The sequence below is a fragment of the Yoonia sp. genome, assembly GCF_046498525.1.
Taxonomy (GTDB): domain Bacteria; phylum Pseudomonadota; class Alphaproteobacteria; order Rhodobacterales; family Rhodobacteraceae; genus Yoonia.
This window is the reverse complement of the sequence record NZ_JAWOAN010000116.1, coordinates 1-11,010: the sequence shown is the minus strand read 5'-3', so window position 1 is coordinate 11,010 and position 11,010 is coordinate 1. Positions and strand designations below refer to the sequence as shown.

The window sequence follows — 11,010 nt, the reverse complement described above, 5'->3', positions numbered from 1 at the left end:
GTCGGAACGGTTGTTGAAATGCCCGTCCCTGTCGTCCTCGCCATTGGCCAGATTATGCTTGCGGCTATAGCTGTCCGTGTCGTGCAGGGTAAAACCGTCATGCGCGGTCAGGAAATTCAGTGATGAGGTCGCAGCCCGGCCGTCATGATCAAAGTAAGGTGCTGACCCGACCAACCGCTCGGCAACGTCCCTGACCTTGCCTGCATCCCCGCGCCAGAATTCGCGGATGTTGTCGCGGTACTTGTCGTTCCATTCGGCGAAAGGCGCAGGATAAGCGCCTAGTTGATAGCCCCCCGGCCCGATATCCCAAGGCTCTGCGATCAGCTTGACCTGATTAAGCACCGGATCCTGCCCGATGGCGCGAAAGAAGGGCCCGTCACGTTCGAACCCGCGTGCCGTACGCCCCAAGGCCGTGCAAAGATCAAAGCGGAAGCCGTCCACATGCATGACCTCGACCCAATAGCGCAGGCTGTCCATGACCAGACGAATGACGAACGGGTTTTCGAAATCCAGCGTGTTCCCGCATCCCGCATCGTCGATGTAATAGCGTGGATTGTCGGCCAGCCTGTAATAGCTTGCGTTGTCCAGCCCCCGAAACATCAGCGTCGGCCCCAGCTCGGACCCTTCGGCGGTGTGGTTGTAGACCACATCAAGGATCACTTCGATCCCGGCGGAATGGAAACGCCGCACCATCTGCTGAAATTCAGCGATATCAGTGCCTTGCATGTAGCGCGGATCGGGGGCGAAGAACCCGTAGGTCATATAGCCCCAATAGTTGGTCAAACCGCGGTCCAGCAGGAATTTCTCGTTGAGGAAGGCCTGCACCGGCAGCAATTCAACCGCTGTCACACCAAGACTGTTGAGATGCTCGAGAATCGGCCCTGACGCCATCGCCAGATAGGTGCCGCGATTCGGAATGTCGCGGCGGCCCGCCGTAAGGCCTTTGACATGCGCCTCATAGATGATCGAGCTTTCCAGCGCATGTCGGGGCTCTGCCGCGTTATCCCAATTGAAAGACGGGTCAACGACAACGCAGCGGGGCATGTAGGGTGCGCTGTCGGTCTTGTCAAAACTCAGGTCCTTATCCTTGTGACCGGTCTGATAGCCGAAAAGCGCGTCATTCCATTTAGGATGCCCCGTCAACTGCTTGGCATAAGGATCGACCAACAGCTTGTAGGGGTTGAACCGGTGCCCGTTTTCGGGATCATAGAGACCGTCCATCCGGAACCCGTATTGCTGGCCCGCCTTCATTCCGGGGAAATACCCGTGCCAGACATGCCCCTCTCTTTCGGGCAGGGTGATGATCTGGTTTTCGTGACCGTCCTCGTCGAACAAGCACAACATAACCTTGGTCGCATAGCGCGAAAAGACGGCAAAGTTCACGCCGTCAGGATCCAGCGTCGCCCCCAACGGTGACGGGCGTCCCGGTCGTGTCTGAAATGGGCCGATGTTCAAGTGTGCGTCTCTGTCAGGCTGTCATAGATGTTTTTATAGGCGGCGGCCGATGTTTCCCAGCCGACAGGTTGCTTCATGGCATTGCGCTGCATGGTTTTCCAGACTGCGCCGTCATCATAAAGATCGGCAAGCCGCGCAAACGCATTCGCAAGTGCCTGCGCGTTGACAGGAAAAAACTGCAATCCGGTCGCAACGCCGCGCGCCAGTGCAGCGGGGGACGCGTTGATTACGGTATCGGCAAGTCCGCCAGTGAGCGCCACCAGAGGCAACGTCCCATACCGCAATCCATAAAGCTGGGTCAGCCCGCAGGGTTCAAAACGGGACGGCACCAGAATGACATCTCCCCCCGCCATCATCCGATGGGAAAGCGCCTCGTCATAACCGATTTTCACCGAAAGGTTTTCATGGCGCTCCGCAGCCTCGAGCAACGCCACCTCAAGCTTGGGATCACCCGAGCCAAGCAAGGCCAACTGCCCGCCGCGATCCAGAAGTGCGGGCAGCGCATCAAGCAAAAGGTCGATGCCTTTCTGTTCCGTCAGGCGGGATACAAGCACACAGAGCGGGCCGTCGGATGCACCCAGCCCGAAGGTCATTTGGAGTGCTTTTTTATTCGGGGCTTTTCCGGCCGGCGATTGATACGTCTTTATGTTCGGATCAGTCTCCGGGTTCCAGACATCAAGGTCGATCCCGTTCACGATGCCTGACAGGTCCGCTTGCCGCGCCCGCAGCACGCCATCCATGCCTATGCCGAACGCGGGCGTCAGCAATTCCTCGGCATAGGTTTGCGACACGGTGTTGATCTTGGCCGCACCGACCAGACCGGCTTTCAGCGCTGAAATCTGGCCCCAGAACTCAAAGTGGTCCGCGTTGAACCGTGCCGGATCAAGGCCAAGCGTCTTAAGCTTGCCCGCCTCGGCATTGCCATGAAACGCGATGTTGTGGATCGTAAAGACGAACGGGACATCCACCCCCAGTATGTGCATGTACTCTGGCGTCAGACCCGCCTGCCAGTCGTGACCATGCACAATGTCGGGCCGCCAACCATCCACACCATCGGCAGAGATCATCGCACCAACCTTGCAAAGGGCGGCAAACCGCTCTGCGTTATCGGGCCAATCCTGCCCCGTCGCATCGCCATAGATCGCCCCGTCGCGATCATACAGATGGGGGGCATCGAGGATCAGCAAGTCAACGCCCGCAACCTTGCAAGCCAGCAATTCAGCCGCACCGCCAAAAAGCGCGTCATAGCGCACGACTGTCTTCGCAGTGCCTGTGTGCCGCATGACACTGCGGTAGCCGGGCAGCAGAACCCGCACCGCGACACCCTGCGCGGCCAGCGCCACTGGCAATGCGCCGGCCACGTCAGCCAGACCGCCAGTTTTCACCAATGGCGCACATTCAGACACAACGAAAAGCGCGTTCGTCATAAGGCAGCAGCCCTTTTGTCCAGCATATCCTGCGTGATCAGCGTGATCCCGCGATCCGTAACACGGAACCACTTGGCGTCTTCGACAGGGTCTTCGCCCACCACCAATCCTTCAGGGATCACCACGCCGCTATCGACCACGACCTGACGCAAACGGGCAGACCGGTGAATGAAGACATTCGGAAGGATGACGGCATGATCAAGCACCGCATAGGAATTTGTGTGCACATTCGTGAACAACACGGAATTACGCACCTCGGTTCCCGAAATAATACAGCCCCCCGCAATCATCGACGAAATCGCCATCCCGCGCCGGTCACGTTCGTCGTGGATAAACTTCGCCGGGGGCACGCTTTCATTATAGGTCCAGATCGGCCATTCCTTGTCCCATAAATCCAGTTCGGGCGTAAAGTCGGTCAGGTCGATATGCGCCTCCCAGAACGCATCGACGGTGCCCACGTCCTTCCAATAGGCGGGCGCACCTTCGGCCCGCACACAGCTTTCGTCAAACCGGTGCGCCATGGCTTTGCCGTTCTTGACGATATCGGGGATCAGATCATTGCCAAAATCATTCGTCGAGTCCGGGTTTTCCGCATCCCTGATCAGCAAATCGCGCAGGAATTTCCAGTCAAAGACGTAGATCCCCATAGAGGCCAGAGCCATGTCGGGGTCTTCCGGCGTGCCGGGCGGGTCCGCTGGCTTTTCAAGAAAGCTGGTGATCCGGCCTTCGCTGTCGGTGTCCATCACGCCAAAGGCCGTGGCCTCCATCCGCGGCACCGTCAGGCAACCGACCGTCACGTCTGCGTCGGTATCGACATGCTGGCGCAACATGATTTCATAGTCCATCTTGTAGATGTGATCACCGGCCAGAATGATCACATAATCAACATTGTAGCTGTCAACGATATCAATGTTCTGGGTCACCGCATCTGCCGTGCCCTTATACCAGCTCTCGTTTCCGCCGCGCTGAGAGGCCGGCAGCACATCCAGAAATTCATTGCGCTCGGCCCGAAAAAAGTTCCAGCCACGCTGGGTATGCCGGATCAGACTATGCGCCTTGTATTGGGTGGCGACGGCCAATTTGCGGATGCCAGAATTGACGGCATTCGATAGAGCAAAGTCGATGATCCGCGCCTTGCCCCCGAACGGGACGGCAGGTTTCACACGGCGGTCCGTCAGTTCCTTCAGGCGGCTCCCCCGCCCACCGGCCAATACGAAGGCCATGGACCTTTGTGTAATACGCTTTGTCGGCATGTCGTCTCCCCCTCTTGAAGTCCTAGCCCACTGTATCGCGTTTTTTCAAAACGACCACAGATAGTGGCGGCAGTGTAAGCATGACAGATTGCGCCTGCCCGTCCGCGGGCCTTTCTTGCGCTGCGCAGCCCCCCAGGTTCCCGCGATTGCCACCGCCATAGATGTCCGCATCCGTGTTCAACACTTCCTCCCAAAAGCCGTTCTCCGGAACGCCGATCTGAAAATTCGACCGCTCGACCGATGTAAAGTTGCAAACGACCAAAACCGGTGCATCCCCGTCAGCCCCAAATCGGACGTATCCCGTCGTTGACTGCACAGGATCGTTGCATATCCATTGAAAGCCGCCTGCGTCGCAGTCTTTGACGTGCAAGGCAGGTATCTCGCGGTAAATCCGGTTCAGATCGCGCACGAGATGCTGAATACCCTTATGGGCCGGTTGTTCTGCCGCGCCCCAATTCAGTTCCGCGTCGTGGTTCCACTCTTCGGGCTGCGCAAATTCACACCCCATGAACAACAGCTTCTTGCCCGGCTGGGTCCACATGAACGCATAATAGGCGCGCAGGTTTGCGAATTTCTCCCATGCGGCCCCCGGCATTTTAGCCAGCATGGACCCTTTGCCATGCACCACTTCATCATGGCTGATAGGCAGGATGAAGTTTTCAGTGAATGCCCAGTCGATCGGAAAAGTCATCAGGTGATGATCATGCTGCCGGTAGATGGGGTCTTTTTCCATGTACCTCAGCGTGTCATTCATCCAGCCCATGTTCCATTTGTACCCGAAGCCAAGCCCCCCATCATGCACAGGCTGCGAGACGCCGGGGAACGACGTGCTTTCCTCGGCGACTGTCATGATGCTGGGGTCGGCGCCGTAGGCTGCGACGTTCACTTCCTGCAAGAAAGCGATAGCCTCGTAGTTCTCGCGACCGCCATGCTTGTTGGGCACCCATTCACCCTCATTGCGCGAATAATCCCGATAAAGCATGGAGGCGACAGCATCGACCCGTAGACCGTCAAGATGGTATTCCTCAAGCCAGTAAAGCGCGTTGGCGACAAGGTAGTTCTTCACCTCGCGCCGCCCGTAATTATAGATCAGCGTGTTCCAGTCCTGATGGAACCCTTCACGCGGGTCGGCGTGTTCATAAAGGGCTGTGCCATCAAACTGCGCAAGGCCATGTGCATCGGTCGGAAAATGACCAGGCACCCAGTCCAGCAAGACACCAAGGCCTGCGGCGTGGGCTGCATCGACAAGGTCGCGGAATTCATTCGGGGGGCCAAACCGGATTGTAGGCGCATAAATCCCGATCGGCTGATAACCCCACGACCCATCAAAGGGAAACTCCGATATGGGCATCAATTCGATATGGGTAAAACCCATGTGTTTGACATATGATACCAAATCCTGCGCCAGCTCCCGATAGGACAGCGGCCTGCCGCCATCGTCATAACGCCGCCGCCATGACCCAAGGTGCACTTCGTAGATGGTAATCGGCTGCGCACGGTCGGCCCGTGCGGCGCGATCTTTCATCCATGCTTCGTCTTTCCAGCCATAGCCCGAAATATCGCGCACGACAGAGGCCTTTTCAGGCGGATGCTGCGATCCGAACCCAACCGGATCAGCCTTGTCGCGGACATGCCCATCCGCACCGGTAATCTGGTATTTGTAATGCGCACCTTCACCGATGCCCGGCAGAAAAATCTCCCAGACGCCGGTGTCACCCGCCGGGCGCATCGGATGCCTGCGCCCGTCCCACATGTTGAAATCACCAATGACGCTGACGCGCCTTGCATTGGGGGCCCAGACCGCAAAATGCACCCCGCTTGCCCCTTGATGCTTGGTGACATGCGCACCAAGAACGCGCCAGAGTTCCTTGTGGGTGCCTTCACCGACCAGATATTGGTCAAAATCCGAAAGAACGGGATCAAACGAAAAAGGATCGCGGATCGTGTTTTGGCTGCCATCCGCGTAGCGCATGGTCAGTGTGTAGGTCTGACTGGGGGCCGGGGTTGAAAACACGTCACCCGCTATGCGGACCAACGGTTTTTGCTTGCCCGCAACGGTAGCGACCACTTCGACCGCATCAGGCTGGAACGTCGTGATCCAACGTGTGTTGTCGCTCTTGTGCGGGCCGAGGACATTAAATGAATCCTTGCAGGTGCCGCTGTTGAGCGCAGCCAGTACATCATCGGAAAGGAACTCTGGCCTTTTGGCACTCTCGCTTCTCGTCATTCCTGTCACTCCGACACTTCAGACAACGTCACATGCTGTTCCGAAACCATGAGCGGAGTCAAATATGGACGGACCGCAGACATCAACCAGTTGGTGATACGCGACAGCAAGGAACGGGATGTTGTGAACGTTGAGACGCCACTTACCAACTTACGCGTAAGCCGCATCCACGATGAACTCCACTTTCAACTCCGGCCGCGCAAGCTTGGCTTCGCCGCAAGCGCGCGCAGGCGCATGTCCGGCAGGAACCCAAGCATTCCAGACTTCGTTGAGGCCGGCAAAGTCTTTCATGTCCGCCAGCCAGATTGTGACCCTGAGCATGTTTTCACGCGATGATCCTGCCTGCTCCAGCAACGCATCTATCTTGTCCAGACAGATACGGACCTGTTCCTGAATGGTGTCGCCTTCGGCCACCTGACCGGTGAGGTAGGCCACGCCGTTATGCTTTACGATCTTGGATGACCGTTCGCCTGTCTCGATCCGTTCAATCATAGGTCGTTCCTTTTCTTTCTCGCCGCACGCCGCATCGGCAATGCCAAACTTTTGCAATGTTCATGGTCAGACATCAGCCATGATGGCAAGCCTTTTTCCAATTCATCCCTCCAAGGACTCCCCGCTTGCAACCACCCGACGGGTTTAAAAAACCGGAATTTTATTCATGCGTCATACGTCATAATCAGATACTCAAGCTGCAAGAAATTCAAAGACAAGGAAACGATCATGTCAGAACTGCACCAAAACTATATCGCCGGTGAGTGGGTTACAGGCGCGTCCGAAATCGAGAACCGCAACCCGTCTGATCTGACCGACGTCATTGGTCTTTTCGCCCAGGCCAGCACCGACCAACTGGATGCGACATTGGATCAGGCAAAGACCGCACAGTCCCAATGGGCCGCCTATGGCATGGAACGCAAGCAGGCCGTCCTGATGGCGATCGGGAACGAATTGATGGCCCGCGCAGAAGAGCTTGGCACATTGCTCAGCCGTGAAGAGGGCAAACCGCTGGCCGAAGGCAAGGGCGAGGTTTTTCGTGCCGGTCAGTTCTTTACCTACTATGCCGCCGAATGCCTGCGCCAGTTGGGCGAAAACGCGGATTCAGTCCGCGATGGTGTCGAAATCGACGTGCGCCGCGAACCTGTCGGTGTTGTGGCCGTTATCTCACCTTGGAACTTTCCGACGGCGACCGCATCATGGAAGATCGCACCCGCACTTTGCTATGGCAACGCGGTGGTGTGGAAACCTGCCAATATCACCCCCGCATCAGCCGTCGCCCTGACCGAGATCATCGCGCGTCAGGATATCCCCAAGGGGCTGTTCAGCCTCGTGATGGGGTCTGGCCGTGATATCGGCCAGCGTCTGGTGGAAAGCCCGAAGGTGGATGCAATTTCCTTCACCGGCTCTGTCCCTGTGGGCAAGGGCATTGCGGCGGCAGCCATTCAGAACCTCACCAAAGTGCAGATGGAGATGGGCTCCAAGAACGCATTGGCCGTCATGGACGACGCTGATCTTGATCTTTCGGTGACACTGGCGCTTGGCGGGGCGTTCGGCGGCACAGGGCAGAAATGCACTGCATCGTCGCGGCTGGTCGTGCATGGCGCGGTGCACGATGCATTTGTCGAAAAGCTGGTTGCTGGCACCAAGGCGATGAACGTCGGCCATGCTCTCGAGGCAGGCACCCAGATGGGGCCGGTCGTCAGCGAACAGCAGTTGAACGAAAACCTTGACTATGTCGCCTTGGGGCAATCCGAAGGGGCCGAACTGGCCTGCGGTGGTGCCCGGCTCGACATGCCGCATGACGGGTATTACATGGCACCCGGCATTTTTGTGAACACCACCAACGCCATGCGCATCAACCGCGAGGAAATGTTTGCGCCGCTCACATCGGTCATCAAGGTGGATAGCTATGAAGAGGCCTTGGCCACGGTCAACGACACCCGTTTCGGTCTGACCTCCGGCATCGTCACCCAAAGCCTTGCCCGCGCCACACATTTCCGCCGGAACGCGCGGACAGGTGTGGTGACGGTGAACCTGCCGACCGCTGGCACCGACTATCACGTGCCTTTCGGCGGACGCGGCGACAGCTCTTACGGGCCACGCGAACAGGGTAAGGCGGCGGCAGAGTTCTATACCACCGTCAAAACCGCCTATATCAGCGCCGGAAAGCCGCTATAATGGCACGCGCACCCCGGATCGATAACCTGCAATACGCCAACTGGTCGGAAAAGATCTTTCGCCAGATGCGCGAAGGCGGTGTTGATGCGGTGCATGTCACGATCGCCTATCACGAAAATTTCCGCGAAACCGTGCTGAACTTCGAAGCATGGAACCGCAGGTTCGAGGCCTACCCCGATCTGATCATGAAAGGGCAATCAGCCTCTGACGTGGACCACGCACAGGCAACCGGACGCACGGCGATCTTTTTCGGCTTCCAGAACCCCAGCCCGATCGAGGACGATATCGGTCTGGTCGAGATCGTGCACACGCTGGGTGCCCGCTTTATGCAGCTGACCTATAACAACCAGTCGCTATTGGCGACGGGGTGTTACGAGGCCGAAGACACAGGCATCACCCGCATGGGCCGCCAAGTGATCAAGGAAATGAACCGGGTCGGGCTGGTGGTGGACATGAGCCATTCAGCGGATCGTTCGACGATTGAGGCCGCCGACATCTCGGAACGTCCTATCGCGATCACCCATGCGAACCCCTTTGAGTGGTCCCCCGCGCTGCGCAACAAAAAGGATGACGTGATCCGCGCTGTCACGCAAAACGGCGGGATGCTGGGATTTTCGGTTTATCCGCATCACCTGAAAGACAAATCCGACTGCACGCTGGAAAGCTTCTGCGAAATGATCGCGCGCACAGCCGAGAAATTCGGCGCAGCGCATTTGGGGATCGGCACGGACCTATGTCAGGATCAACCCGACAGTGTGGTCGAATGGATGCGCGTCGGACGCTGGAGCAAGGAAATCGACTATGGCGAAGGCTCTGCCGCCGCACCCGGCTTTCCCCCGATGCCAAGCTGGTTTCAGGACAACCGCGACTTTGACAATATCGAAGCGGGCCTGAAAGCGACCGGATTTTCAGATAATGAGGTCGCAGCGATCATGGGCGGCAACTGGCACCGGTTCTATGGCGAAAACTTTGCCCCTCAGTGATGCAGCGCCGCGACGGTCTTGAGAACAGAGAATCCGTAAAGCGCTTCAAACCCCTTTTCACGTCCATGTCCCGAAAATCCCGTGCCGCCGAACGGCAGCTCTACGCCACCGCCAGCACCGTAGTTGTTAATAAACACCTGTCCGGCACGCAGCGCCCGCGCCATCCGCATTTGCCGCGCACCGTTTTCCGACCAACAGGACGCAACAAGCCCAAAATCCGTGCCATTGGCGATCGCAATCGCCTCGGCTTCATCTTCAAAGGGAATGATCACTTGAACCGGGCCAAAAATCTCGTCTTGGGCCAAGGTGTGATCGGGACTCACGCCTGCAAACAGCGTCGGCGCAACATAGGCACCGCCTGTAGGCGCTTCCGATATGATCTGGCCCCGCGCGACGACTTCCAGATCATCGCCTTTGGCAAGGAACCCCTCGACGATCTCTTTCTGCCGCTTCGACACCAAAGGCCCGACATCAAGATCAGTCATGGCCGGTCCGGTCCACAGCTGGCCATAGCGCGCAGCCATTGCCGCGACGACCTGATCATAAACGCCGCGTTGCACGAGTATCCGTGATGATGCGGAACACGTCTGCCCCGCGTTCTGGATGCCCGCGTTGACCAAAAACGGCAGGGCCGCTTCGATATCGGCATCGTCAAATACGACCTGCGGGGATTTGCCGCCAAGTTCCAACGTTACAGGCACCACATTGGCCCCTGCCGATTGCTGGATCATCTTGCCCACGCCGACAGACCCGGTGAACGAAATATGATGCACGCCCCGATGCGCCGACAGCGCTGACCCCGCTTCGGCCCCAAGCCCCGGCACGACATTCAGCGCGCCATCGGGCAGACCGGCCATCCTTGCAATCTCTGCAAAGGCCAGCGCGGTCAGGCATGCCTCTTCGGCGGGTTTCAACACACAGGCGTTGCCCATCGCCAAGGCTGCACCCACGGACCGCCCGATGATCTGCATCGGATAATTCCAGGGAATGATATGCCCCGTGACCCCATGCGGCTCGCGTAGGGTATAGACCGTATAGCCATCCAGATAGGGGATAGTTTCGCCATGCACCTTATCGGCAGCGCCCCCGTAGAATTCCATATAACGGGCCAGCGCCAGCACATCGGCGCGCGCCTGCTTGAGCGGCTTGCCCACATCCATTGCTTCGAGTTGCGCCAGTTCATCAACATGATCCAGCACCGCACGCCCGATGCTGGCCAGCATGCGCCCGCGCTCTGCCGCAGTTGCCCGCCCCCAGTCACCCGCAAGCGCGGCATTGGCGGCCTGCACGGCTGCGTCAATATCTGCAGCCTTGCCGCGCGCAATTTCGCACAACGTACAGCCATCCGAAGGATTGATCAGCGGGAGCGTTTCGCCGGATAGCGCATCAACCCAAGCCCCCGCGATGAAGCATTTTCTTGGGTCGATATTCAAGGGTATGAGAGTCATATTATACCGCCGGTTTCCATAAGCCACAGAAGGAAGCCAAGTCAT

General features: G+C 58.0%; 8 protein-coding genes. 2 read left to right on the top strand and 6 right to left on the bottom strand.

What is annotated here, in order from left to right; genetic code table 11:
* From glgX to R6T97_RS08105, 5 genes are all read right to left on the bottom strand, one after another.
* Positions 1-1,455: glycogen debranching protein GlgX (gene glgX, locus R6T97_RS08125; protein ID WP_410348784.1), on the bottom strand; the 1,455-nt coding region annotated here is incomplete at its 3' end.
* Positions 1,452-2,882 (bottom strand): glycogen synthase GlgA, encoded by a 1,431-nt coding sequence (glgA, locus tag R6T97_RS08120; protein ID WP_410348783.1) that lies wholly within the window; start codon positions 2,880-2,882, stop codon positions 1,452-1,454. The genes glgX and glgA, both read right to left, overlap by 4 nt.
* Positions 2,879-4,135 carry a glucose-1-phosphate adenylyltransferase gene (glgC, locus tag R6T97_RS08115; protein WP_410348782.1) on the bottom strand — a complete coding sequence of 419 codons (1,257 nt, stop codon included), beginning with the start codon at positions 4,133-4,135 and terminating at the stop codon, positions 2,879-2,881. The genes glgA and glgC overlap by 4 nt, the downstream gene beginning before the upstream one ends.
* A 22-nt stretch (positions 4,136-4,157) precedes the next feature.
* Entirely contained in the window at positions 4,158-6,362 is a 2,205-nt protein-coding gene (glgB, locus tag R6T97_RS08110; protein ID WP_410348781.1) for a 1,4-alpha-glucan branching protein GlgB, read from the bottom strand.
* Positions 6,363-6,512: 150 nt separating this feature from the next.
* Positions 6,513-6,854, bottom strand: a complete 342-nt coding sequence (locus R6T97_RS08105; protein ID WP_410348780.1) for a RidA family protein — start codon at positions 6,852-6,854, stop codon at positions 6,513-6,515.
* Between the two features lie 228 nt (positions 6,855-7,082).
* Here R6T97_RS08105 and R6T97_RS08100 point away from each other — a divergent pair, with 228 nt between their 5' ends.
* Together R6T97_RS08100 and R6T97_RS08095 are read left to right on the top strand one after the other, a co-directional pair.
* On the top strand, positions 7,083-8,534 hold the full coding sequence (locus R6T97_RS08100) for an aldehyde dehydrogenase family protein (RefSeq protein ID WP_410348779.1): 1,452 nt from the start codon (positions 7,083-7,085) through the stop codon (positions 8,532-8,534).
* Complete coding sequence (locus R6T97_RS08095) at positions 8,534-9,517, top strand: membrane dipeptidase (RefSeq protein ID WP_410348778.1); 984 nt, start codon at positions 8,534-8,536, stop codon at positions 9,515-9,517. Before R6T97_RS08100 ends, R6T97_RS08095 begins: the two co-directional genes overlap by 1 nt.
* On the opposite strand, the gene R6T97_RS08090 is transcribed toward R6T97_RS08095, so the two are convergent.
* Positions 9,511-10,965, bottom strand: a complete 1,455-nt coding sequence (locus tag R6T97_RS08090; protein WP_410348777.1) for an aldehyde dehydrogenase family protein — start codon at positions 10,963-10,965, stop codon at positions 9,511-9,513. The two genes, R6T97_RS08095 and R6T97_RS08090, sit on opposite strands and share 7 nt — an antisense overlap.
* Positions 10,966-11,010 lie beyond the last annotated feature (45 nt).

What these genes read in the sequence shown, in the direction of transcription:
- glgC (WP_410348782.1), bottom strand. Translation starts at nt 4,135, where the DNA reads ATGCCGACAAAGCGTATTACACAAAGGTCCATGGCCTTCGTATTGGCC.
- glgA (WP_410348783.1), bottom strand. Translation starts at nt 2,882, where the DNA reads ATGACGAACGCGCTTTTCGTTGTGTCTGAATGTGCGCCATTGGTGAAA.
- glgB (WP_410348781.1), bottom strand. Translation starts at nt 6,362, where the DNA reads ATGACGAGAAGCGAGAGTGCCAAAAGGCCAGAGTTCCTTTCCGATGAT.
- R6T97_RS08105 (WP_410348780.1), bottom strand. Translation starts at nt 6,854, where the DNA reads ATGATTGAACGGATCGAGACAGGCGAACGGTCATCCAAGATCGTAAAG.
- R6T97_RS08090 (WP_410348777.1), bottom strand. Translation starts at nt 10,965, where the DNA reads ATGACTCTCATACCCTTGAATATCGACCCAAGAAAATGCTTCATCGCG.
- R6T97_RS08095 (WP_410348778.1), top strand. Translation starts at nt 8,534, where the DNA reads ATGGCACGCGCACCCCGGATCGATAACCTGCAATACGCCAACTGGTCG.
- R6T97_RS08100 (WP_410348779.1), top strand. Translation starts at nt 7,083, where the DNA reads ATGTCAGAACTGCACCAAAACTATATCGCCGGTGAGTGGGTTACAGGC.